Source organism: Cellulomonas sp. P1_C4 (assembly GCF_056406355.1).
The window spans coordinates 69,621-91,061 of the sequence record NZ_JBFUAI010000006.1 but is presented as its reverse complement, the minus strand read 5'-3'; the positions used below and the strand labels follow the sequence as shown (position 1 = coordinate 91,061).

Annotated in this window: 22 protein-coding genes; 13 read left to right on the top strand and 9 right to left on the bottom strand. The window is 69.7% G+C overall.

Annotated elements, in window-relative coordinates; genetic code table 11:
• Positions 1 to 56: 56 nt before the first annotated feature.
• Entirely contained in the window at positions 57 to 1,181 is a 1,125-nt protein-coding gene (locus AC1DYZ_RS06090) for a LacI family DNA-binding transcriptional regulator (RefSeq protein WP_477064306.1), read from the top strand.
• A 46-nt stretch (positions 1,182 to 1,227) separates the two neighbouring features.
• Here the strand turns inward: AC1DYZ_RS06090 and AC1DYZ_RS06085 are convergent, their stop codons facing one another.
• A complete protein-coding gene (locus tag AC1DYZ_RS06085) occupies positions 1,228 to 1,842 on the bottom strand; it encodes a GNAT family N-acetyltransferase (RefSeq protein WP_477064305.1) in 615 nt (204 codons plus the stop codon).
• 214 nt (positions 1,843 to 2,056) lie between these two features.
• Between AC1DYZ_RS06085 and AC1DYZ_RS06080 the strand changes: the two genes are divergently transcribed.
• Complete coding sequence (locus AC1DYZ_RS06080; RefSeq protein WP_477064304.1) at positions 2,057 to 2,350, top strand: hypothetical protein; 294 nt, start codon at positions 2,057 to 2,059, stop codon at positions 2,348 to 2,350.
• 199 nt (positions 2,351 to 2,549) lie between these two features.
• Here the strand turns inward: AC1DYZ_RS06080 and AC1DYZ_RS06075 are convergent, their stop codons facing one another.
• On the bottom strand, positions 2,550 to 3,179 hold the full coding sequence (locus AC1DYZ_RS06075; RefSeq protein WP_477064303.1) for a TetR/AcrR family transcriptional regulator: 630 nt from the start codon (positions 3,177 to 3,179) through the stop codon (positions 2,550 to 2,552).
• A gap of 82 nt (positions 3,180 to 3,261) precedes the next feature.
• Here AC1DYZ_RS06075 and AC1DYZ_RS06070 point away from each other — a divergent pair, with 82 nt between their 5' ends.
• Positions 3,262 to 4,227 carry a zinc-binding dehydrogenase gene (locus AC1DYZ_RS06070; protein WP_477064302.1) on the top strand — a complete coding sequence of 322 codons (966 nt, stop codon included), beginning with the start codon at positions 3,262 to 3,264 and terminating at the stop codon, positions 4,225 to 4,227.
• A 45-nt stretch (positions 4,228 to 4,272) separates the two neighbouring features.
• Here the strand turns inward: AC1DYZ_RS06070 and AC1DYZ_RS06065 are convergent, their stop codons facing one another.
• From AC1DYZ_RS06065 to AC1DYZ_RS06050, 4 genes are all read right to left on the bottom strand, one after another.
• Positions 4,273 to 4,650: a DUF2255 family protein gene (locus AC1DYZ_RS06065; protein WP_477064301.1), complete on the bottom strand. Its 378-nt coding sequence runs from the start codon at positions 4,648 to 4,650 to the stop codon at positions 4,273 to 4,275.
• A 115-nt stretch (positions 4,651 to 4,765) separates the two neighbouring features.
• Positions 4,766 to 5,113, bottom strand: coding sequence for a hypothetical protein (locus tag AC1DYZ_RS06060; RefSeq protein ID WP_477064300.1), 348 nt, complete (start codon positions 5,111 to 5,113; stop codon positions 4,766 to 4,768).
• Between the two features lie 454 nt (positions 5,114 to 5,567).
• A complete protein-coding gene (locus tag AC1DYZ_RS06055; RefSeq protein WP_477064299.1) occupies positions 5,568 to 6,818 on the bottom strand; it encodes a catalase family protein in 1,251 nt (416 codons plus the stop codon).
• Positions 6,819 to 6,896: 78 nt separating this feature from the next.
• Positions 6,897 to 7,271, bottom strand: a complete 375-nt coding sequence (locus AC1DYZ_RS06050; protein ID WP_477064298.1) for a hypothetical protein — start codon at positions 7,269 to 7,271, stop codon at positions 6,897 to 6,899.
• Positions 7,272 to 7,512: 241 nt separating this feature from the next.
• Between AC1DYZ_RS06050 and AC1DYZ_RS06045 the strand changes: the two genes are divergently transcribed.
• From AC1DYZ_RS06045 to AC1DYZ_RS06030, 4 genes are read left to right on the top strand one after another with little or no spacing between them, the layout of a single operon-like run.
• On the top strand, positions 7,513 to 7,932 hold the full coding sequence (locus tag AC1DYZ_RS06045) for a hypothetical protein (RefSeq protein WP_477064297.1): 420 nt from the start codon (positions 7,513 to 7,515) through the stop codon (positions 7,930 to 7,932).
• Positions 7,933 to 7,988: 56 nt separating this feature from the next.
• Positions 7,989 to 9,209, top strand: a complete 1,221-nt coding sequence (locus tag AC1DYZ_RS06040) for a hypothetical protein (protein WP_477064296.1) — start codon at positions 7,989 to 7,991, stop codon at positions 9,207 to 9,209.
• A 2-nt stretch (positions 9,210 to 9,211) separates the two neighbouring features.
• Positions 9,212 to 10,585, top strand: a complete 1,374-nt coding sequence (locus tag AC1DYZ_RS06035) for a Dyp-type peroxidase (RefSeq protein ID WP_477064295.1) — start codon at positions 9,212 to 9,214, stop codon at positions 10,583 to 10,585.
• Positions 10,586 to 10,619: 34 nt separating this feature from the next.
• Positions 10,620 to 12,392 carry a peroxidase family protein gene (locus tag AC1DYZ_RS06030; protein WP_477064294.1) on the top strand — a complete coding sequence of 591 codons (1,773 nt, stop codon included), beginning with the start codon at positions 10,620 to 10,622 and terminating at the stop codon, positions 12,390 to 12,392.
• 293 nt (positions 12,393 to 12,685) lie between these two features.
• Here AC1DYZ_RS06030 and AC1DYZ_RS06025 read toward each other — a convergent pair whose 3' ends face one another.
• The 3 genes from AC1DYZ_RS06025 to AC1DYZ_RS06015 all read right to left on the bottom strand — a co-directional run bounded on the left by AC1DYZ_RS06025 (position 12,686) and on the right by AC1DYZ_RS06015 (position 14,771).
• Entirely contained in the window at positions 12,686 to 13,081 is a 396-nt protein-coding gene (locus AC1DYZ_RS06025; RefSeq protein WP_477064417.1) for a (R)-mandelonitrile lyase, read from the bottom strand.
• Between the two features lie 64 nt (positions 13,082 to 13,145).
• Positions 13,146 to 13,556: a cyclophilin-like fold protein gene (locus AC1DYZ_RS06020; RefSeq protein WP_477064293.1), complete on the bottom strand. Its 411-nt coding sequence runs from the start codon at positions 13,554 to 13,556 to the stop codon at positions 13,146 to 13,148.
• Between the two features lie 195 nt (positions 13,557 to 13,751).
• Positions 13,752 to 14,771: a zinc-dependent alcohol dehydrogenase family protein gene (locus AC1DYZ_RS06015; protein ID WP_477064292.1), complete on the bottom strand. Its 1,020-nt coding sequence runs from the start codon at positions 14,769 to 14,771 to the stop codon at positions 13,752 to 13,754.
• A 142-nt stretch (positions 14,772 to 14,913) separates the two neighbouring features.
• Between AC1DYZ_RS06015 and AC1DYZ_RS06010 the strand changes: the two genes are divergently transcribed.
• The 6 genes from AC1DYZ_RS06010 to AC1DYZ_RS05985 all read left to right on the top strand — a co-directional run bounded on the left by AC1DYZ_RS06010 (position 14,914) and on the right by AC1DYZ_RS05985 (position 21,381).
• Complete coding sequence (locus AC1DYZ_RS06010; protein ID WP_477064291.1) at positions 14,914 to 15,789, top strand: helix-turn-helix transcriptional regulator; 876 nt, start codon at positions 14,914 to 14,916, stop codon at positions 15,787 to 15,789.
• Between the two features lie 29 nt (positions 15,790 to 15,818).
• Complete coding sequence (locus AC1DYZ_RS06005) at positions 15,819 to 16,403, top strand: sugar O-acetyltransferase (RefSeq protein WP_477064290.1); 585 nt, start codon at positions 15,819 to 15,821, stop codon at positions 16,401 to 16,403.
• Between the two features lie 375 nt (positions 16,404 to 16,778).
• Positions 16,779 to 17,813 (top strand): FUSC family protein, encoded by a 1,035-nt coding sequence (locus AC1DYZ_RS06000; RefSeq protein ID WP_477064289.1) that lies wholly within the window; start codon positions 16,779 to 16,781, stop codon positions 17,811 to 17,813.
• Positions 17,814 to 18,134: 321 nt separating this feature from the next.
• A complete protein-coding gene (locus tag AC1DYZ_RS05995) occupies positions 18,135 to 19,316 on the top strand; it encodes a flavohemoglobin expression-modulating QEGLA motif protein (protein ID WP_477064288.1) in 1,182 nt (393 codons plus the stop codon).
• Positions 19,313 to 20,308, top strand: a complete 996-nt coding sequence (locus AC1DYZ_RS05990; protein ID WP_477064287.1) for an ATP-grasp domain-containing protein — start codon at positions 19,313 to 19,315, stop codon at positions 20,306 to 20,308. The genes AC1DYZ_RS05995 and AC1DYZ_RS05990 overlap by 4 nt, the downstream gene beginning before the upstream one ends.
• Positions 20,309 to 20,385: 77 nt before the next feature.
• On the top strand, positions 20,386 to 21,381 hold the full coding sequence (locus AC1DYZ_RS05985; RefSeq protein WP_477064286.1) for an SDR family oxidoreductase: 996 nt from the start codon (positions 20,386 to 20,388) through the stop codon (positions 21,379 to 21,381).
• The last annotated feature ends 60 nt before the right edge of the window (positions 21,382 to 21,441 follow it).

Sequence of the window (21,441 nt, the reverse complement as noted above, 5' to 3'; positions counted from 1 at the left end):
TCGAACAGCGATAGGTTCGCGAACACATTCGAACAGGATCTTGGACGGGAGGACCGGTGCCGAGCACGGTCGCGGGGTCGCTGGCACGGACACGTCAGGAGCGGATCCTGCGGGACCTGCGGACCGCGGCTACCGTCACCGTCGACGCTCTGGCGGAGGCGCTCGACGTTTCGCGCATGACGGTGCGCAGGGACCTCAACTCCCTCGCCGCACGTGGCTTGCTCACGCGAGTGCACGGGGGTGCCACGCTCCCGGATCACGAGGGCGTCTTCGCGCCCCCTGCAGGAGTCGAGCAGCAGGGGCCGTCCCGGTTCACCGTGGGGATGGTCGTCCCCCAGCTCGACTACTACTGGCCGACGATCATCGCCGGCGCCCGGGCCGCAGCCGCAGCCGCCCGGGTCAGGCTCATCCTGCGCACGACCTCCTACGACCCGCAGGAGGACTGGAAGCAGTCGCGCCGGTTCGCGGGGACGGCCGGGGTGGACGGGCTGATCGTCGCGCCCGAGGTGACGGCTCCCCAGGGCCCCGACCTCCTGCGCTGGCTGGACTCGTTGCCGCTGCCGGTCGTGCTCGCGGAGCGGCGCCCTCCGGACATCAGCCCTGTTCAGGGCCTGGAATGGGTCGCCTCCGACCATGCGTCCGGCGCGGCGACGGCGGTGTGGCACCTGCACCAGCACGGGCACCGCCGGATCGGGCTGCTCGTGCTGGGGGGCAGCGCCACCGCGCCGCACCTGCGTCGCGGATGGAACGACGCGCTGCTGGCGCTGGGCCTGGATCCTTCCGAGCAGCTCCTGGGGACGAGCGACGGAGCCGTCGCGCCGGGGCGCAGCGAACGCCTCTCCGCGGTCCTGGCCGAGTGTGCCCGCACGCGGACGACCGCTCTCGTGGTGCACTCGGACCCCTTCGCGGTGAGCCTGGCGCAGCACGCGACGGACAGCGGGCTGGCGATCCCCGACGACATCGCACTGGTGGCGTACGACGACGAGGTCGCCGAGCTCGGGGATCCGCCACTCACCGCAGTGCGCCCGCCCAAGCACGAGGTGGGCCGCCTCGCGATCGAGCTCATGGTGGCCCGGTTGACCGAGGGGGACAGGCGGCCGCCGCACCGCGTGATGATCGCGCCTCATCTGGTCGTGCGGGAGTCGAACGTGTCCCTCCAGCCCCGTCACGCCGCCCTCTGACGGGCGACGATCGGCAGGGATCGGGTCGACCGTGTTCGTCAACTTCCTATGGGCCGTGCGTGGCAGCGGGGACGTGGGTGGTCATCACGCAGTTGCCCTTGCCCTTGGGTCGCTGATAGCTGAAGCCGAGCTGCTCGTACATKGTCCGCGTCGCGTTGTAGAGGAACGACGCCGAGGTCTTCTTCCCGGGCGGCAGGTCGTGCGGGTACGACTCCACCAGGCCACCTCCTGCCGCGGAGATCAGGGCGAGCGCACCGCGGACCGCGACCGATGCCATCCCCTTGCGTCGGTAGTCGCGGTCCACGAACAGGCAGGTGATCCGGAAGTCCGGCCTGCGCGGGACGCCTTGCTCCCACTCCTTGCGGTGGTGGATGTTCTGCAGCTCGTCGACCGTGCCGTACTGGGCCCAGGCCACCGCGACGTCGCCATCGAACACCAACGCCGCGTGCGCGCGGCCGGCCTCGACGAGCTGTCGCTTGAACTCGCGATGGCCGAGCGCGCGGCGCTCCTCCGTGGGGTCGGGGTAGAGGTGGAAGTAGGTGCACCAGCAGCCACCCCAGACGCCGTTGTGACGTTCCGCCAGGCCCGCGAACGCGTCCCAGGTCAGGGGGCTGAGCGGTTCGATCCGATAACCGTCGACAACGATGCCTCGATCGCCCATCTCGCGACGGTAGCCCCGGCCATCCGGCGCGACAATCCGCTGCTGGCCTTCGATCGGCGAGAGTCGCCATCGGGCGTGACCATGCACCGCACCTCCGCGCCGCTCTCGATTCGCTTGTGGAGGGCTCGGTAGGGAGACGCGGCTCCGCATGGCTCGAGTCGAACACATGTTCGGATACGCTCCGGCTGTGAGTGGTGGCAGAGATCCTCGTTCCGTGGCGAACCGTGAGGTCCCCGAGTCGGCGCCGGTGCGCCCGCAGGGCGATGTGCCGGTGATCGCGCGGGTCGTCTGGTCGGACGGTTCGGAGGAGTGGCGCCCGGCGCGGGCCGTGCGGTGGACATCGACGCACGTCATGGTCGCCTGGCGGGACTCGCCGAAGGATCCCTACTCGGAGCGTCACGAGTGGTTGCGGGCGAGTGACGTCGCGAGATCCGTCAGCTGGCTCGTGGCACCCCGCGCGACGGCTGCGTCCCCGTCCGCAGCGGCGACACCCGACCGCTCGCCGTAGGCCGCCGTGCAGTGGGCCCGGACGTCCGCCGTCCTGGCGAGGCCCGACCGCGTCGGTCGCTGCGTGCGCCGACGACGACCTCCGAGGCGAGTGGCCGCGCGCCGCACCGCTGCAGAGGGGGAGTCCTCGGGGTCACCGCCAGGTGGACAGTCGCGGTAGCTCGCGAGGGGGACACGCCGCGCGACGGAGTGGGCCGTGTTCAGAGCCGGCGTACGTGCGTGGTGAGCCGGGGCGGGCGCGGTAGGGCTGTGTTCGCGTCGGACGTGCGAAAGGCGTCGATGGCGAGAGCCGCGAGTCGACGTCCGGCGGCGGTCCGGTCGGCCGCGGGCGTGGACGACAGGGCGCGAGCGGCCAGGAGAACGAGGACGAGGTCGTCGATGACGAAGTCCGGGCGCAGGGCGCCGGCCGCCTGAGCGCGCGCGGCGAGCGTGGCCAGCTCCTGGAGGAGATCGGTGCGGTGGTCGGCGAGCATCTCGAGGTCGGGATTCGCGGACAGGAACACCTCGACGAACGCCCTGTTCTCGACGTTCAGCGCGGTCATCTCCTCGACGACGGTGCGGAATCCCCGCCACGGGTCGGGGTCGGCGCAGGCGTCGTCGACAATCGCGCGGCACGCCCGCACCTCGTCGGCGAAGACCTCGACGACGAGGTGCTGCTTGGTGGGGAACCGTCGGTACACGGTCGCGGGCCCGACCCCGGCCTTCCGCGCGATGTCCCGCATGGTCACGCCGAGTCCGACCTCGGCGAGCAGCTCGCGCGCCGCCTCGAGCGTCCTGTCGCGGTTGTCCCGCGCGTCGGCGCGCAGCTTGTGAGGTGGTTGCTCGGTCATGTCTCTCACTTCGCCGAAGTGGACGCAGGCGTCCGTTAGCGTCCCGACCGTAACCCAGGAGATGGACGAGGAGCAGTCAACCGTGCGAGCAGTGGCGATCCAGCAGTTCGGCGACCCGAGCGGCATGCAGGTCATCGACGTGCCGACCCCGCGCGCTGCCGCCGGACAGGTCGTGGTCGAGACCGAGGCGATCGGGGTCGGCGGCGTCGACGCGATGATCCGCCGGGGGACGCTCGGTGGGTACGGGTTCAGCGCGGGCACGGTGCCCGGCAGCGAGGTGGCCGGGACCGTGACGCGTGTCGGCGACGGTGTCGACCGGGCATGGATCGGGCGTCGCGTCTGGGCGTTCACCGGGGTCGGCGGCGGGTACGTCGAGCAGGCCGTCGCGGCGGTCGCCGATGTGGTCGCCCTTCCTGACGGGCTGTCCTCGGTCGATGCGGTCACGCTCGGGAGCGCGGCGCCGGTCGCGCACTTCGCCCTCGCGCACAGCCGGTTCGCTCCCGGTGAGTCGGTCCTCGTCCGAGGGGCGGCGGGCAGCATCGGGATCGCCGCCGTTCAGCTCGCCGTGCGCGACGGCGCCGGCGCAGTCGCCGTCACGACGTCGTCGCAGCAGCGCGGGTCGCGGCTGCGGGCGCTCGGCGCCACACACGTCCTGAATCGCACCGGGGAAGGCGACCCGACGGCACCGGCGTCCTTCGACGTGATCATCGACATCGTCGGCGGGATGGGGATGCCGCCCTTCCTCGACCGGCTCGCGCCCAACGGGCGCCTGGTCGCCGTCGGCATGGTCGCAGGATTCCCGCCGGCGGACTTCGGCATGCGCCTGCTGGAGGCGTTCCAGCAGTCGCGCTCGTTCTCCACGTTCAGCCTGAACACCGTCCCGGTCGCGGCCCGCGACCAGGTCCGCACGGAGTCCTTCGCCGCGGCCGCGCGCGGACAGCTCGCGGCCGTCGTCGACGACGTCCTTCCGCTTGCCGCGGCCGTCGAGGCTCATCGTCGGATGGACGCCGGCAACGTGTTCGGCCGGATCGTCCTCACACCCCGATGACGCCGCGACGCCGACGAGCTCAAGGCCGATTGGTCGGTCGGGCGATCAGGACGTCGGCACGACCCGCAATGTGACTGTGGCGGCGCTCGGGCCGACGATCGCCCCGACCGGCCCGGGCCCGTAGCGGTCGTACTTGGCGTGCAGCGCGGCGTCGATGGCGTCGTGCGCTGCGTCGGTGCCGTCGTCGAAAGTCACGTCCTTCTCGACGGAGCCGATGCGCACCCGGCCGGTTCCCGACTCCTTGGCCCGACGGAACCATCCGTTCTTCGGCCCGTGAGCCGAGCGGATGTAGAGGTCGCCGCCGGACACGGCGAACCAGATCGTGACGAAGGGGCGCAGGGTGCCGTCCGTCCGTCGGGATGCCACCTCGAGCTCGTCGACCCGCGCGATCCGGCGCACCTCGTCCGCAGTCCAGCCGCTCATGCGCCCGTCCCCTCGTATTGCTGCATGCGGCCTATGGAACACGTCATCTCACGTGGCCGGGAGGGGCTGTCGGTACCCCTCTGGGCGCACGGTCAGCGGACGTCGCAGCCGCTCGTCAGCTTCCCGCGATCGCTACGGCAGCTCCGGCGGCCTCCTGACACGTGGCGAGGGTCGCATCGGTGAAGTCCGTCCCGTCCACCAGGTAGCAGTGCCCGCCGTTCGCGTAGGCCCCGCCCGTGAACTCGGACACGTCATCGCCGCGCTCGTGCGCGTGCGCGACGACGCCATCCACGCCACCGGTCGCGAAGGCATCCTCGTAGGCGGCTTGCGCTCTCCGGTCGCGGATGGCCAGCGTCAGGACGACGGCCACGATCACGAGACCGAGGATCATTGCCGTCGCCGCGATCTTTGAGCTGAACTGGCTGGTCGTGTCGATCTTCGTGCCGGGCGTGACAGACGACATACGAGCACCCTTCCGAGGCTGACTGCCGTCCGGTCAGACAACGCCGTCTGCGCCAGTCCCTGCTCCCGCGCGCCGCCACAGTGGTCCCGATGGCCGTGCGCGCCTCTGCTTGTCCTGAGTGTCGCAGGAAGCGGACCCCGCCGTCCCTCAGACGCGTCACCGGAACAGGGGACTGCAGCGCGGGTCGAGTCGCAGATGGTGAGCCCACTGAAAGCAGGGCCGTCCTGCGTCCGCACGCCCAGGTCAGAGTGCACTTCTCTGGTGCCCCGAGTGGGATTCGAACCCCACCAGACGGGCGTATCGGACACGGAACGTGCCCGACCGGGCGGGCTGAGCTGCGGTCTTGTCGGGTGTCTTCGGGCTATGTCGGGGTCCGTCGTTCCCGCGGGGACAGTGTCCGGTGCTCGGGCGCGGCTCCTCCGGCAGGTCGGTCAGCCATCAGGGGGTATGTGTTTTACGCAAAGCGCTCGTCCCCGGTCGGCTCGTAGTGCGGCACCGCGTTCATCCGGTGCCGGAGCTGCGACAGCTCCCAGTACATCCGCTTCCTCGCCCGGCTCTGGTTGCCCAGCGGACGATGCTCGGCAATCGTGTGCCACGGGTTGTAGGACAGCCGCTTCGCAAACTCCATCTGCGCGGGCGAGTCGAAAGTCTGGCTCGGCAGGCGGAGAGTCGCGACGGGCACGCGCGGCGACAGCTTCTCGGGCCACAGCACGCCGGCGTTCTCGATCGGCATCAGGTGCGGGTCGGTCTGCATCTGCACGCGCACCTCCAGCTCCACGTCTCCTTCCGACAGCGACGCGACCATCGCGTCGCGCAGGTAGTCGTCCGGCGGGCGGAACGGCAGTCGCGGGATGCGTGTCTTCGTGCTCGACGTCGGCCAGACGGAGTACGACATCGCCTGGCCCTGGCCCATCAGGTAGGGCACGCAGCTGAAGTACGGCGCCTCGAAAGGGCTGCTCTGGGTCTTGGTGTAGAGCGCCTGCATGAGCATGTCGAGCACGTGCGGGGCGTGCAGGTTCACGAAGTAGAACAGCTGCGCGTTCTTCACGCTCCAGAGCTGCAGCGCCGTGTTGGCCTTCACGTCGGGCGTGACGAAGGTGGCGGTCGACACGCCGAACATGTCGAGCGTGTGCAGCTCGTCATCGAGCAGCTTCGGCCCTTCGACTCCCATGAGCTTGATGCTGATGCTCATGAAGCCGACGTCGTCGATGTCAGGCGTGATGTACGGACCGGGCCCCGAGAAGCGCACCCATGCCTTGAAGGTCTGCGGCTTCGCATAGATTCCACGGCGCATGTGCTCGGGCAGGTTGCCGTGGACGGTGAACTCGCCCCGGCAGATTCCCTGCGTCTTGGTGTTGCCGCCGCGCTCGAAGCCGCCGGGCTTCCACAGGTCGTTCATCTGTTGCGTGAAGCTGCGCACGATCGAGTCGGTGAAGGCCTCCTCATCGACCATCAGTCGCTCTTCGGCGAGCGTCAGGTGCTCGTCGTGGCGCTTGACGTTGATGAGGGAGGTGGTGAGCCGCTCCAGGCGGTCCTTCAGCAGCGCATCGAAGGCAGGTCGGACGAACGGGTCGACGCGGCGCTCCATCCGAAGCAACGCCATGGTGGTGTCCGCGACGACGTCACGCCATGCCACTCCGGTTCTGGCGCGCGGCTGGGGGTGGCTGGCATTGGAGCTCGTGATCGGCGAGTGGGGAGGGCTCACGATCGGCAGCCTCGCAAGCTCGCCCGGCGCGTGCCCGGGCCGTCGGATCGCATCAGAGCCTCTCGAGGGCTGCCGCGCTCAGCCGCGGGCGGCGAGGATCGCGAGCGCCGTGTTGCCCGAGGAGATGAGCGTGGTGGCGACCGCGGCTCGTGGCGGTAGGTCCCCGCGGATGCCGGAGACGGCGGCGGACACCGTGTCCGACGCATGGATGAGGATGGCCAGGCGGGTCACCCTGCGTCGTGAGGCGTCGTCCGCCGTGAGCAGCTCGATGCCCAGAAGGATCGTCCGGATGCCGAACATGCGGAACGGATACATCCCCGCTCGGGCCGCCTGGTCGTCCGGGGACAGCCGGCGCAGGAGCACCTGAGGAGCCAGGAGGCCGAGCGTGCCGTTGACGATCCGGACGACGGCCAGGATCTGACCCGAGCGGCGGGCCGCGATCGATGTCGCCATGGCGTCCCCCTCATCGAGTCCACTGCCACGTTGGCACCGGCGCTGATCGCTGTCAACGCCCGCGCCCCCTGTCCTGAATCGACCAGTTTGTGCTTTACAAGCCTGGGTGGCGGGAGCAGTCTGGAGAGCGATCAGGCCGCGCTCGATCTCAGGCCTGCGGGCAGGGGGAGGTCCGACCATGTCGGGCAGGAATGCGACACGTCAGCCGACGAGCACCCAGCCTGCAACTGAGGCCCCCCTCATGCACCTGGGCACTGTGCTTCTCGACGAGCTGTTCCGCGCCAGCCCTTCGGGTCCCATCCCGGAGGGAAAGCTGCGCGGAACAGTCCTGGCGTTTCCGGGGACCCGAGCGGTCAGGCCCATCGCGATGTTCGCTCGCGCGTTGTTGTGGCAGGGAAAGGTCGTCGACGCCGAGCAGGCCAGCCTCAAGAATCTCGTGAGCCCGTTCCGGCTGCGGTTGATCAAGGCGACGTTGTCCACGGCAGAGAGCTGGGTCGACGGCGACCCGATCGTCCTCATCGACTACTCCCGCACCTCGCGCGTCGCCCACATGGTCCGTGACGAGATCCGTCTCGTCGGCCCTGGGCTCTACCTCGGCGTCGTCTGGTTGTGGCACTGGCGCGTCGGCTGGTTCACGCTCCGACAGCGGGGGTCCAGGTAGCGCCACCAACCGGCTCGGCTCGCGACAGGAAGGCTCATGGTCACAGGGGTGGTGGCGTGCCGGCGCAGGTAGCGGTGTGCGTCCAGGCAGAGCTCGCCGCCGACCGCGAACAGGCCGCCCGGGAGTTCCTGGAGCAGATCCGGGGCGATGACTTCGACGCGATCGGCACGGTGCACTTCGCCCGCGTCTTCGTCCTCGACCGGGTGGTCGACACCGAGGGACAGCCGATTCCCGCGTCCGTCGTCTACATGGCCGATGTCGACGGTTCGGCCGACCGGCACTTCCGGGCACTGCCGTCCGACATCCACGCGCTGTTCGAGCACTGCTCGGGCTTCCCGAGCGCGCCCGACGCAGCAGCGCGCCTCGTGTGGTTGCACGACCACTCCTTGCGGCCCGCCGCCTACTACCGGCACACCGCCGACCGCCCGGTGGAGCAGATCAGGCGTGAGGCGTACCTGCGCGAGCAGGTCGAGGTCGTGCTGGACGAGCTGGTCGCTGGCCAGCACACCTCGGTCGACGAGGTCGCGCAAGCCGTGTACCGGGCGATCAAGCAGCGCCCCGACCTGTCATGGGCGAGCCGCCGACCCTCGAGTCCGGGCCTCACCTACGGGGTGCTGCGGATCTTGACGCTCGTCGCCCTCGTCGTCGGCCTGCTCGTCGCGCTCCCGGTCGTCGGACCGTTCCTCGTCGCGTGGGTCCTCGTCGTGCGGTTCCTGGAGCTGCGCGACACGCAGGAGAGCGGAGCGGTCGACGTCGGGCACATCGACGCGGTCCGCCGCCACGAGGACCACGGGGTCCAGAACCCGTTCACCGGGGTCGGGTTCGTCAAGCCCGGAGTCGTGCGACGCCTCACCATGCGGGGCGCGCTGCTCGGGCTGGACCTGGCGTTCCGTCTCGTCATGTATCGCGACAACCTGTCCGGGGTACGGACGATCCACTTCGCCCGGTGGCAACCGGTCGACGGTGGACGCCGGTTCATCTTTGCCAGCAGCTACGACGGCAACCTCGAGAGCTACATGGACGACTTCATCTCCCGGCTGGCGTGGGGCATCAATCTCGTCTTCGGCAACGGTGTCGGCTTCCCACGGACGCGCTGGCTCTTCTTCGGTGGCGCCAAGGACGAGATCGCGTACAAGCACTACCTGCGCAGGCACCTGGTGCCGACCGTGGTGTTCTACTCGGCGTACCCGAGTCTGGCTGCGATCCACATCGACCGGAACGCCGATGTTCGTCGGGCCCTTCGCGCCCGGGACCCGCGATGGCTCGAGGCGATGTGAGCGTGGCGACGAGTGAGCTGCTCGACCTGCCGGACGTCCAGGGTCTGGTGGTGCGCGGCTATGGAAAGCTCCCGTGCGCCGCCTACGTCCTGCTGCATGCGCCGACGCCTGACGGGCTCCGTCGGCTGGCCCGATGGGTCGCGCCGCGGGTCACCACTGGCGACGAGAGTCCGACCGATCGGGCGATGAATACCGCTCTGACGCACGACGGGGTCCGCAGCCTGACTGAGTGGGACGACCTTCCCGACGGGTTCTCCGAGCCGTTCCGCACGGGCATGGACACCGAGTACCGGAGCCGGATCCTGGGCGACACGGGGACGAACGACCCCAGCGGTTGGCTGTGGGGGCGCTCGGGCGCGGAGCCCATCCACCTCCTGCTCCTCCTGTATGCCCAGGACGCCTCGACCCTTGCCGCGCTCGTCGCGGAGGTCAGCGGCCAGGCCGTGCAGGACGGCGTCCGGGTGCAGCGGGTGCTGCGGGCCGACGACCTGAGCGACCGGGAGCACTTCGGGTTCAGGGACGGCGTCTCGCAGCCGACGATCGCCTCGGTGACCGGTGGGCACGACCCCGCGGAGGCGCTCAAGCCGGGCGAGTTCGTGCTCGGGTACGGCAACGAGTACGGCCAGCGGTCTGAGCGGCCCCTTCTCCCGTCGTCCGCGGACCCCGAGCGGATGCTGAGCCGTGACCGCTCCGGCGCGCCGGACCTMGGACRCAACGGCACGTACCTCGTGTTCCGCCAGCTCCGGCAGGACGTCGAGGGTTTCTGGGGCTACGTGAACGCGGCTGCCGACGCGGACGCAGCCCAGGCCGAGCACCTCGCGGCACGCATCGTCGGCAGGTGGCCCAGCGGGGCGCCCGTCGTCCTGGCGCCCACGGTCGACGATCCGGCCCTCACGGACGCCAACGACTTCGGGTACCACCACGTCGACGCCGGCGGCCTGCGCTGCCCGGTGGGTGCCCACGTCCGGCGCGCCAACCCGCGTGACTCCCTTCCACCGAACCCCGGGACAGACGCCTCGCTGCGCGGAGTGCGGACGCACCGACTGGTCCGACGAGGCCGGTCGTACTCCGACGAGGACGAGCGCGGCCTGTACTTCGTCTGCCTCAACGCCAACCTGGCCCGTCAGTTCGAGTTCGTGCAGCACGGCTGGTTGAACGGCAACGCGTTCGTGACGCTGGACGACGCGGACGATCCGCTCGTCGGCTCCAGGATGAGCGGGCCGTCGTCGTTCACGGTCCCCGGGCACCCCGTCAGGCGTCGGTACCGAGACCTCCCGCAGTTCGTCCAGATGCGCGGAGGCGCCTACTTCTTCCTGCCCGGCCTGAAGGCACTCCGGTATCTCGCAGCCCGCTCGCGTCGCGGTCCGGTTGCGTAGCACGTACGTCAACGACACGGACTTCGGGGGAGCGATGCGGAAGCAATCAACGTTCGGCAAGGTCGTCGAGTGGCTCGACAAGCGCCACAAGTGGCACACGTTCCCGACGCTGCTGGGCGTGCTCGCGCTCATCGGCATCCGGGATACGCTCCGCGCCCGCAACTTGCTCAGCACCACGAAGGGGTCGGGTGTCACGGCGCCCGTCCCGGCTCCGCCACGCCACCTCGTCGCTCGCACCACCGACGGCTCCTACAACGACCTGTCACACCCGGCCATGGGCATGGCGAAGACACGGTTCGGCCGCAACGTCCCGCTGGAGCTGACCAAGCCAGAGGTGGCACCGAGGCTGTTCACCCCCAATCCCCGGACCATCAGCACAGTCCTTCTCCGGCGCGACGAGTTCAAGCCCGCGACGACGTTGAACGTCCTCGCGGCCGCCTGGCTCCAGTTCGAGACGCGCGACTGGTTCAGCCACGGCACCGACATGGAGCACCCGATCCACGTCCCGCGCCCCTCGGGCGACGACTGGCCGGACGACCCGATGGAGTGGCCGAGCACGCCCAGGGACCCCACCAACCACGCCACTGATGGGTCCGCGACGTTTATCAACACCGAGACGCACTGGTGGGACGCGTCCCAGATCTACGGGAGCGTGCCGGAGTTCGAGCAGGCGATCCGGACCGGCACGGGCGGTCGCGTGCGGATCGGGGCTGACGGCCTGATCGACGTGGACCCGGCGCTGCTGGGCACCTCGGGCGGCCGGGACGGGTGGTGGGTGGGCCTGGAGCTCATGCACACGCTCTTCATGCGCGAGCACAACGCGATCTGCGACCGGCTCGCGGCGTCGTACCCCGGGTGGAACGACGACCAGCTGTTCGAGAAGGCGCGCCTGATCAACGCGGCCCTGATAGCCAAGATCCACACGGTCGAGTGGACGCCCGCGATCCTCGGCCACCCCGCGCTGCGGATCGCCATGCGCGCCAACTGGTGGGGTCTGGCCGAGGAACGGGTGCATGACCTGGTCGGGCGGCTCAGCTCCAGCGACCTCATCAGCGGCATCCCGGGGTCACCGACGGACCATCACGGCGTCCCGTACGCGATGACCGAGGAGTTCGTCGCGGTGTATCGGATGCACCCCCTGATCCCCGACGACTACGAGATCCGCGACGCAGTCACGGGCGCCGTGAGCGAGAACCTGCAGTTCACCGACTTGCACGGGTTGAGCTCCCGGCCGCTATTGCAGCGAGCCTCCGCGTCCAACGTGTTCTTCTCGCTCGGTGTCGCCAACCCCGGGGCCCTGCGCCTGCACAACAACCCCCGCTTCATGCACAGCCTGGATCGCGCCGACGGCAAGAAGATCGACCTGGCCGCGATCGACGTCCTGCGCTCGCGGGAGCGTGGCGTGCCCCGCTACAACGACTTCCGGCGCCTGCTGCACATGGCACCAGTGCGCAGCTTCGACGAGCTCGGCGACGACCCCGAGACCGTCGCACAGCTACGCGAGATCTACGACGACAACCTGGAGGACGTCGACCTCGCTGTCGGAATGCTCGGGGAGAAGCTTCCGCGCGGCTTCGGATTCAGTGACACCGCGTTCCGCATCTTCGTCCTCATGGCGTCTCGGCGTCTCAAGAGCGACAGGTTCTTCGGCGTCGACTTCAACTCGAAGATCTACACACCGGAGGGAATGGGGTGGATCGACGGCAACGACATGTCGTCCGTGATCGTGCGGCACTACCCAGAACTCGCTCCGGCCGTGCGCGGGGTGCGCAACGCGTTTGCGCCCTGGCCGCTTCCGTCGAGCTAGATACGCGCCGGCAGGGCCCGAGCCGCGAACCGCCTGGCATCGCCTCGGGTCCGTGCTCATCGGCGCCGTATGGCGTTCGGCCCCCTGTCACCTGCGGAATTGCGCGCCCCGAGTGGGATTCGAACCCCGCCAGACCAGCCAGCCGCGCGCACGCTTGATGCTCGCAGGGCCGTGACCCGCGGTTCGGGTTCGGGTTCGTCTGAGAGGCAAGCGCCTCCTGGATCCGAAGGCTCTGCCTCTGGCAGGCCACGTCACATCGTCAGCTCGCCGTGTGCTGGAGTGCACAAGGGTGGTCAGCCGTGGTTGTAGTCGTTGTCGGTGACGTGCTCGAGCCAGGTGACGACGCGGCCTTGCTGGTCCGCCTCCTGCATGGCGACGTGCGCCATGAACCGGTCCGTGGTGGCGCCGTGCCAGTGTTCTTCGCCGGGCTCGATGTAGACGACATCGCCGGGACGGATCTCGTGGATCTCGCCGCCTCGCCGGGCGACGTAGCCGATGCCGTCGGTCACGTAGAGGGTCTGGCCCTTGGGGTGGGTGTGCCAGGCGGTCCGAGCGCCGGGCGCGAATCGCACGTGGGCACAGCCGATCGCGGTCTTCGCGTCGGGGTTGCGGATTGTGTCGATGTACACGGTCCCGGTGAACCAGTCGTCGGGTCCGGGGGCGGTCTGCCCGCCGCTCTGCGTGAGGATGATGGTTCTCTCCTTCCGTTCGGTGGTGCGCGGTGGGATCGGAGGTGCGCGCGACGACGCCCGCTCAGCCGTCGGCGGCCGTGATGGTGACGGTGACGTCCCGCGGGCCTGCCGCGAGGAGGTCGATTCCGGCGTGGTCGAAGGTGCCTAGGCGGGCGATGCCGTTCCAGTAGCCGACGTCGCCGTAGTACAGGACCAGGTCCGAGGTGGGCGCGTACCAGCCGATCTCGCCAGGGTTGGGGTCGTCGCCCGCGGGCATGCCGTCCATGGTGAGGGCCGGGTCGATGGAGGCGGTCTTCTCGACTGCGTTGTAGTCGACGAAGGTAAGAGTCAGCGGTAGGCGTGTGGCCAGGTCGCGCGCGGCCGGGCTGTCCCACAGCTGGCCCTGCAGCGTGGTGTCGCCGATCGTGACGGTGACGGCTGTGCCTGGCACGGCTGCGGTCGAGTCCGGTGTGGTGCTCGGAGAGGGGGCCACGGTCGATGTCCTCTCGAGAGTCGGGACCGACTCCGGCGTGCCGGAGCCGGAGCAGGCTGTCGGGACCAGCGCGAGCAGGGCAGCGGCCGCAGTCAAGGCTGCTCGGGTCGATGGTGCTCGCACTGGCTACCTCCTGCGAGTCGGAACAACGCCGCCCACAGGAGCGGTGCGTGTGGGCGGCCCGACTGGGGTTCGTCAGAAGGTGAGCAAGACCTTGGTGGCGCGTCGCTCGTCCATCGCCCGGTATCCCTCGGCGGCCTGCTCGAGGGGCAGGGTGAGGTCGAAGACCTTGCCCGGGTCGATGGCGCGGTCCCAGATGAGCTTGATGAGCTCGGGCAGGAAGCGGCGCACGGGCGCGGGCCCACCGTGCAGGTGCACGCCGGAGAAGAAGAGCTCCTGGCCCGGCAGCGAGACGTCGTGGGAGACGCCGACGTAGCCGACGTGGCCACCTGCCCGCGTCGCGCGGATGGCCTGCAGCATCGACTCCTGGGTGCCGACGGCCTCGATCGTGGAGTGCGCGCCGAGCCCGCCGGTGAGCTCCTTGATGCGGGCCACACCCTCATCCCCGCGCTCCTCGACGATGTCGGTGGCGCCGAAGTCACGGGCGAGGGCCTGCCGGTCGGCGTGACGCGACATCGCGATGATCCGCTCGGCGCCGAGCTGCTTGGCGGCGAGAACGCCGAGCAGGCCGACCGCGCCGTCCCCGACGACGGCGACGGTCTTGCCCGGGCCGGCGTCGGCCGCGACGGCGGCGAACCAGCCGGTGCCCAGCACGTCGGAGGCGGCCAGCAACGACGGGATGAGGTCGGGGTCCGGCGTCCCGGGGGTGGCGACGAGCGTGCCGTCGGCGTGCGGGATCCGCGCGTACTCCGCCTGGGCCCCGGGAACCGCACCGGGTCCGCGGTGCACGCAGTGGGTCTGGTAGCCGGCCCGGCAGATCTCGCAGGTGTTGTCCGAGGAGAAGAACGAGCCCACGACGAAGTCGCCGACCTTCACGTTCACGACGTCCGGGCCGACCTCGTCGACGACGCCGACGTACTCGTGGCCCATCGGCTGGTGGTCGACGTCGTCTGCGCCGCGGTAGGGCCACAGGTCCGACCCGCAGATGCAGGTCGCAGCCAGCTTGATGATCGCGTCGGTCGGCTCGAGGATCGTCGGCTGCTCGGTCTCGTCGACCCGGACGTCGCCCGGGGCGTACATCACGACTGCGCGCATGGTGGTGGTGCCTCTCTGTCGGTGTGCCCACCACGGAACCGCACCGTGGGCGCGTCGGGGAGTCTCTGACGAGGGGTGTACCGGCAGTGCACCCCACGCCATGGACTCCCTCGCCGACGCCACCGGGCCTACCGTCGTGAGCATGGACAACCGAGCGGACGTGCGCGAGTTCCTCATGTCGCGGCGCGCGAAGCTCAGCCCCGACACCGCCGGTGTCATCGGCGGGACCAACCGCCGTGTGCCGGGCCTGCGCCGCAGCGAGGTCGCGATGCTCGCCGGGGTGAGCGTCGAGTACTACGCCAAGCTCGAGCGGGGCGCGATCGCCGGGGCCTCGGCGTCCGTCCTGGAGGCCGTGGCACGGGCCTTGCAGCTCGACGACACCGAGCGCGCGCACCTGTTCGACCTGGCCCGCGCCGCGGACGGGGTCCCGTCGTCCGGCCGGGCGCGTCGTCGGACGGCCCGCTCGTCGGCACCGCGGCAAAGCCTGCAGTGGGCGCTGTCGGCGATCACCGACGGGGTCGCGTTCGTGCGCGACCAGCGCCAGGACCTGCTCGCGACCAACGCGCTCGGCCGCGCCTTCTACTCCCCGGTGGTCGGGGACGGCGGCCGCACCCCGAACCTGGCCCGCTTCCAGTTCCTCGATCCCGCGGCCCGCGACTTCTACCCCGACTGGGACCTGTTCGCCCAGATGTGCGTCGCGATAATGCGCGCCGAGGCCGGCCGCGACCCGCACGACAAGGGCCTGCAGGACCTCGTCGGGGAGCTCTCCACCCGCAGCGAGACCTTCCGCCGCCTGTGGGGCGCCCACGACGTGCGCACCCACGGCGCGGGTACCAAGCGGTTCCATCATCCGGTGGTCGGCGAGCTCACCCTGGCCTACGAGGAGCTCGCCATCACCGCCGAGCCCGGCCAGGTGCTGATGGTCTACACCGCCGAACCCGGCTCACCGTCGGCCGAACGCCTGCGCCTGCTGGCCTCATGGGGGGCGGACGTCGCCCATGCTGAGGCTCCGTCGTGACGACACCTCCTCGACGACAGGACCACGAGATGACCCTCGACGACTTCCTCGACCACGTGCGCACAGGTGCCGTCATCGAGGGCGGCTCCGCGGCACACGACTTCATGCACGAGACGAGCCAGGACGCGCTGCGGATCAGCGCGGAGCTCAACAGCGGTTACCACCCCCCGCAGGAAGTCCGGGCCCTGCTGTCCCGGCTGACCGGCCGAACGGTGTCCGAGTCGGTGACGGTCTTTCCGCCGTTCCACTGCGAGTTCGGCAAGAACCTCACGCTCGGCGACGACGTCTTCATCAACATGGGCTGCACCTTCCAGGACGCCGGAGGCATCACTATCGGTGACGGCACTCTCATCGGCCACGGCAGCACCGTCGTCACCCTCAACCACGCGGTCGACCCAGCCCGACGTGCCGACATGGTCCCCGCACCCGTCGTCATCGGACGCAAGGTCTGGCTCGGCGCGGGCGTCACCATCCTCCCGGGCGTGACGATCGGCGACGGCGCGATCGTCGGCGCCGGCGCGGTCGTCACGAAAGACGTGCCGGCCGATGCCATCGTGGCCGGCGTCCCTGCCCGACTGATCCGAACCACAGGCTTCGACGCGTCCGGCAACTGACAGCGCACATGTCGGTGGGGTCTCGGTGGAGGATCTTCACCGTTCGAGGGGCTCGCAGCTCGCGCGTGGCTCCGCAAGAACGTCCCGCGCAGTCAGGGTCAGCGGACCGGTGCAGGACCAGATCCCACTCGGGTTGCACGTCTGACCTGTGACGACGTCGCGCGCTGTCCCTCGGCTTCGTTGCTCCGTGTTGGCGTTCGTTGGTCTCGATCGATTTGCGTTGTCCCCGCGGGGGGACAGCCGGACGTCGCTCTCAGTCCTGGTCAACAGCCTTGTGCTGTCAGCAGGTGTGCGTCTTTGGCAGAAAGACACGGGTTGGCGTGGGTGATCGGCGCATAGGGTGGTCATCGGGGACTCTTCCGATGGGTTGTGGGGATGAGCGGTGCCGAGGGTGTCGACCCCGGAGACAGGCAGCCGGGCGACCTCGCGGCGCCGTCGCCGCAGGAGCCGTCAGGTAGCCACCGGCTGCTCCATCTCCTCGGGGCGCTGATTGTCGGGGTTGTTCTCCCTGCCGTGCTGGTCGGTGCGTTGGTGGGCGAGCTGGGCGTGTCGGCGTTGTTCACAGGCGTGGTGTGGGGCGCGGTGGGGGCCAAGCTCGCGGGCACACGCCGGATGGTCTACGTGACACCCCTGGTCGGGGTCGCGGCCGGGCTGGGCGCGTACACCGCCTACGACTGGTGGTGGGTTGCTCTGCTGACGGCGACCGGCGTCCTCGCCGGTGTCGGGTACCGGTTCGGCTGGTTCGCCCCGCTGCTGATGGTGCCCTACGCCGCCACCTTCGTGACGCCCGTGCACACCGCTACTAGCGCTGTCACCTTCGGCGCAATCGTCGCGGTCGGCACCGTCTACGGCGTCGTGATCATGCGCCGTTTCGGTGCACCGGCGGTGGTCGAGGGCGACCGGTACTCGCTGCCGGTCACCGCGGTCATCGCGCTCTGCTTCGGCGCGGCCCTGGGTGGCGCTGCAGCTCTCGGGGTTGCTCTGTCGTGGACCGAGCCGTACTGGGTACCGGAGCCGATCCTCGTCCTTGTCATGTACCTGCTCATGGGACACCGCGAGCGTATTCGGGAGAAGGCGATCGGCACGGCTGTCGGCGCGGCTGCCGCCGTGGTCGTAGCCGTCATCGGCCTGCCGCCGTGGGCCCAGACCGCGCTTGCCGTCGTCGCGTTCCTTCTCGCGGTGATGCAGCGGGCGACGTACTGGCGGATGTACGGCCTGTACACGTTCTCGTTGGTGCTGTTCTTGGCCTCGCCCGGGGACGTCGGGTTCGAGGCTGAGGAACGCGGGTTCCAGATCCTCGCGGGCATCGCCCTGTTGATCATCGGTCTAGCCGTGCTGCATCCCATCGCGGGCAAGCTTGCCAGGCGGTACCCACAACCAGAACTGGCAAGCACCGCGTCGGGTGCCTGATCGACGGACTCACGTTCGCTACGTCCTCGGCATGTGAGCGGCGGCAACGGGTCGTCGGGCCACCGTGGCGTGCTCCAGGACCTGCTCGAGCTGCTCGGACGTCAACCTGATGCGCGCGCCGCCCACGCGCAGATGTTCGAATCGACCGCGGCGGACCTGCTCACGTACCCACCAGCCCGAGGTGCCGAGCAGATCGGCAACCTGCTCCGGGCTCGATGTCACCGCGCTGGTGTTCGGCCGGTCCTGCGGCGCGGTCGTCCTCTTGCGGGACGAAGAAGCTCGGCCCGTGCGAGGGTTGGGCCCACAACGTATGTTCGTGAGATGTCATCGCCGACTGCGCAGCTGGCGCCTGCACTCGACATCGACGCCCGGCTCACGGAGATCGAGCGCCGCGTGAACCTGCTCGTCAACGTCACGCCACTCAATGCGGCGGAGGCGTGGGCCGACTTCGAACGCAGTGACTTCGGCACGGCCCCCACGCTGCGGCTGCGGCCGTTGGACTTCGACCCGGACCTGGCACAGCGTGAGCTGTACGACCTCGAGGTCGAGAACGTGGACGACCCGGCGCTGCACACGCTCTTCCGGGCGAAGAGAGACGAGATCGCCCGGCAGATCACCGCGTTGGAGGACCGCGACACGTCACGGTTCCTCTACGGGTCGCTCCAGCTCTACGGAACGGTGGCCTCTCCGCTGGCCGCGGCGGCGGCGGAGCTGCTCGAGACCATCCCCCCGCAGGCGCCCAGTACCCGGACCGTCACCGCCGGGGCGTTCGCGGACGCGGCCCGTGCGGAGTTCGAGCGCTACCGCGCCGTGTACCCGGACTTCCCCGTCCGCGTCGAGGTACGGGACGACGTCTCCGAGCTGATGGTGTCGTTCGGCCGCCTGCTCATCCCGGAGTCCGCCGCCATCCGGGCCGACCGGGTCGAGCCGTTGCTGCACCACGAGGTCGGCACCCACGTGGTGACCTACCAGAACGGTGCCCGGCAGCCGCTGACGCTGCTGACCATCGGCCTGCCCGGCTACGACGAGACCCAGGAGGGGCTCGCCGTGCTCGCCGAGTACCTGACCGGCGGGTTGGACCCGCGGCGGCTGCGCGTGCTCGCGGCGCGAGTGGTCGCGGTCGGCCAGCTGCTCGACGGCGCCGGCTTCCTGGACATCTTCGAGTCGCTGCGGGCCGACCACCGCATCCCGGCACGGACCGCGTGGTCCATCGCCATCCKGGTCGTCGTCGGAGGCGGTTGGGTGAAGGACGCGATCTACCTGCGCGGGATCACGCGCATCCTCGACGCCCTCGCCGAGGGCAGCCGCCTCGACGTCCTGCTCGTCGGCAAGCTCGCGTTGGACCACATTCCCCTGGTGCAGGACCTGCTCGACCGTGAGGTGCTCCACGCGCCGTGGGTTCGGCCACGCTGGCTCGACGTGCCCGGCGCACAAGAGCGTCTCGAGAGGCTGCGCGCGGGCGCGACGGTCACCGACCTGTACGAAGGAGACGTGGCGGCATGAGGCTCGCCTTTCTCGTCAACGACGTCGACACCGAGGTGGACGAGTACGCGACCACCCGACTCGCCAGGGCCGCAGCCAGGGCCGGGCACGAGACCTGGTACGTCGGCGTCGGGGACCTCGAGCTCGGTAGCAGCGACGGGCTGTTCGCGGCCAGGGCCCGCGCCGCGAGGTGGAAGAGCGACGACACCCTCGCGACCTTCATGGAGGGGATCAAGGAGCGCGACGCCGAGCGGATCGTCATGGACGACCTGGATGCGCTCGTCCTGCGCAACGAGTCGATCGACGACCTGCAGGAGCGCCCGTGGGCCAGCCCGATGGGCGTGGTGTTCGGACGGATGCTCGCGGCCCGAGGTGTGACGGTGGTCAACGACCCGAACACCCTCCATCGAGCGACCAGCAAGCTCTACCTGGAGGAGTTCCCCGAGAAGATCCGACCACGGTCGCTGGTGACACGAGATCCGGAGTCGATCGAGCGGTTCGTCGCCGAAGTCGGCCACTGCGTCGTCAAACCGCTGTACGGGGCCAAGGGCCGCAACGTCTTCATGATCGAGGGCCCGGGAGAGACCAACCTCGCGCAGATGACGGAAGCGGTCCTCCAGGACGGCTACGCCATCGTCCAGGAGTTCATCGACGGAGGCAGGGACGGCGATGCCCGAATCTTCCTGCTGGAGGGCCGCATCCTCGAGCGCGACGGCAGGCCGGCCGCCTTCCGACGCGTGCCCACGGGCAACGACCCGCGCGCCAACATCAGCACCGGCGGTCGGTCGGTGCCTCTCGAGGTCGGTGCGGCCGAGCTCGAGGTCGTCGAGGCGATGGGCGACAAGCTCGCCGCCGACGGCTTGTTCCTCGTGGGCATCGACGTGATCGGCAGCAAGGTGGTGGAGATCAACGCGGAGAGTCCCGGCGGGTTCCAGAGCGTCGAGAGGCTCTACGACATCGACATCGCCGAGACCGTCATCGAAGCCCTGGAGCGCCGCGCGGGGTCTCACTGAGCGTCCACGCGGGCCCGATGAGATGGTGACGTACCTCCGGAGCTCGCCGGCGGTGCTCCCGGAAGGCGATGGAGAACATGGGTGGTCGGCGGGTCCTGTTCATCGGTGGCAGCGGCGTCATCAGCTCCGCGAGCACACGCGTGGCCGTCGAGCGCGGACTCGACGTCACCCTGCTCAACCGCGGCACCGGTCCGCGGGAGGTGCCGCGCGAGGCCGAACAGCTGGTCGCTGACATCCGCGACCCGAGCTCGGTCCGCGATGTGCTGCGCGATCGGGAGTTCGACGTCGTCGTCGACTGGGTGGCCTTCACACCCGACCACGTGCGTACCGACCTCGACCTGTTCGAAGGACGGACGGGGCAGTACGTGTTCATCAGTTCCGCGTCCGCGTACCAGACTCCGGCTGCGCGTCTCCCGATCCGCGAGTCGACCCCCCTGCGCAACCCGTACTGGCAGTACAGCCGGGACAAGATCGCCTGCGAGGACCTGCTGGTGGCGGCGTACCGCGAGAGGGACCTTCCGGTCACGATCGTGCGTCCCTCGCACACCTACGACCGCACGTCTGTTCCGTTCGACGGTGGATGGACCATCGTCGAACGGATGCGCCAGGGCAAGGAGATCGTCGTGCACGGTGACGGCTCCTCGCTGTGGACGCTCACGCACCACGCCGACTTCGCGCGCGGGTTCGTCCCACTCCTGGGCAACCCGCTGACCCGAGGGGAGGCGTTCCACATCACCACGGACGAGGTCCTCACGTGGGACCAGCTCGCCCACACGCTGGCCCGGGCCGCCGGCACAGAAGCTCGCATCGTGCACGTGCCGTCGGACGCCATCGCCTCCGTGGACGCCGAGTGGGGCGCATCTCTGCTCGGCGACAAGACACACTCGTCGACGTTCGACATGACGAAGCTCAAGAGTGTCGTGCCCGAGTTTGTCGCGACGATCCCCTTCGAGGACGGCGCCAGAGAGATCGTCGCCTGGCACGACGCCGACCCCGTCCGAAAGGCGGTCGATCCCCGGTACGACCGGCTCATGGACGAGCTCGTCGATCGGTACCGCACAGCTAGGCCCTGACACGCTCCACGCTGCGTGCTCGATCCACCACCGCTGTGGTCGGCGAGCTGGTGCCGGCGG

Excerpts from the sequence above, each read along its gene's own strand:
- AC1DYZ_RS06075 (WP_477064303.1), bottom strand. The coding sequence starts at position 3,179 with ATGACCGAGCAACCACCTCACAAGCTGCGCGCCGACGCGCGGGACAAC.
- AC1DYZ_RS06010 (WP_477064291.1), top strand. The coding sequence starts at position 14,914 with ATGGACAACCGAGCGGACGTGCGCGAGTTCCTCATGTCGCGGCGCGCG.
- AC1DYZ_RS05985 (WP_477064286.1), top strand. The coding sequence starts at position 20,386 with ATGGGTGGTCGGCGGGTCCTGTTCATCGGTGGCAGCGGCGTCATCAGC.
- AC1DYZ_RS06050 (WP_477064298.1), bottom strand. The coding sequence starts at position 7,271 with ATGGCGACATCGATCGCGGCCCGCCGCTCGGGTCAGATCCTGGCCGTC.
- AC1DYZ_RS06065 (WP_477064301.1), bottom strand. The coding sequence starts at position 4,650 with ATGAGCGGCTGGACTGCGGACGAGGTGCGCCGGATCGCGCGGGTCGAC.
- AC1DYZ_RS06015 (WP_477064292.1), bottom strand. The coding sequence starts at position 14,771 with ATGCGCGCAGTCGTGATGTACGCCCCGGGCGACGTCCGGGTCGACGAG.
- AC1DYZ_RS06005 (WP_477064290.1), top strand. The coding sequence starts at position 15,819 with ATGACCCTCGACGACTTCCTCGACCACGTGCGCACAGGTGCCGTCATC.
- AC1DYZ_RS05990 (WP_477064287.1), top strand. The coding sequence starts at position 19,313 with ATGAGGCTCGCCTTTCTCGTCAACGACGTCGACACCGAGGTGGACGAG.
- AC1DYZ_RS06030 (WP_477064294.1), top strand. The coding sequence starts at position 10,620 with ATGCGGAAGCAATCAACGTTCGGCAAGGTCGTCGAGTGGCTCGACAAG.
- AC1DYZ_RS06060 (WP_477064300.1), bottom strand. The coding sequence starts at position 5,113 with ATGTCGTCTGTCACGCCCGGCACGAAGATCGACACGACCAGCCAGTTC.
- AC1DYZ_RS06000 (WP_477064289.1), top strand. The coding sequence starts at position 16,779 with ATGAGCGGTGCCGAGGGTGTCGACCCCGGAGACAGGCAGCCGGGCGAC.
- AC1DYZ_RS06045 (WP_477064297.1), top strand. The coding sequence starts at position 7,513 with ATGCACCTGGGCACTGTGCTTCTCGACGAGCTGTTCCGCGCCAGCCCT.